Source organism: Streptomyces xylophagus (genome assembly GCF_000716435.1).
Classification (GTDB): Bacteria; Actinomycetota; Actinomycetes; order Streptomycetales; family Streptomycetaceae; genus Streptomyces; species Streptomyces xylophagus.
The window spans coordinates 1-553 of the sequence record NZ_JNWO01000121.1 but is presented as its reverse complement, the minus strand read 5'-3'; the positions used below and the strand labels follow the sequence as shown (position 1 = coordinate 553).

The 553-nt window shown below is 70.7% G+C and carries 1 pseudogene; it reads left to right on the top strand.

Annotated features, from left to right (window positions below):
• Window positions 1-240: 240 nt before the first annotated feature.
• Window positions 241-553: pseudogene (locus tag OO70_RS50565) on the top strand (hypothetical protein); the annotation flags it as partial.

Sequence of the window (553 nt, the reverse complement as noted above, 5' to 3'; positions counted from 1 at the left end):
CGTCTGACCCTCGCCGAACACCGGCCTCCCGACCGGCCGCCGGGGTGCCGTGCGCCTTGCCTCCCCCGTCGAGGCCCGCATCCCGGCGGCCAACTCCCCCTGACCAACTCCCCTTGAGGTCCCGATGTCCCCATTACGGGCGCTCGTGCCCTGTCTCAAAACGTTAGCCCCGCTCGCCGTCGGGCGGGCAGGCGTGGTGGGAGCCACCTCGAAGTGCCCTCGCAGGTCCGGGATATGCCGATGAGCGGTGCTGTTCAGCCCCAGTTCCATCCGGCCGGGTTCGACGACGCGCTACGAACGGCGCTGGACGACCTACGTGCCGGCCGGTGGCGGTCGACGAGCGAGTTGCTGAGGAACTGCCGCACGTGGGGGGTGCGTACCTCCCGCAGTCAGGTCCTGGCTTCAGCAGTGGCTGCGGCTCAAGGGGACGCGGTCGAGGCCTGGTTACAGGAGCAGCCGGACGCCGACGCGCTGATGATGCGCGCGCGGGTGAGCGTGCAGCAGGCACTCAACGCCTACCGTGCCGGGCAGCGCGGTGTGGGATTGCTCGCGG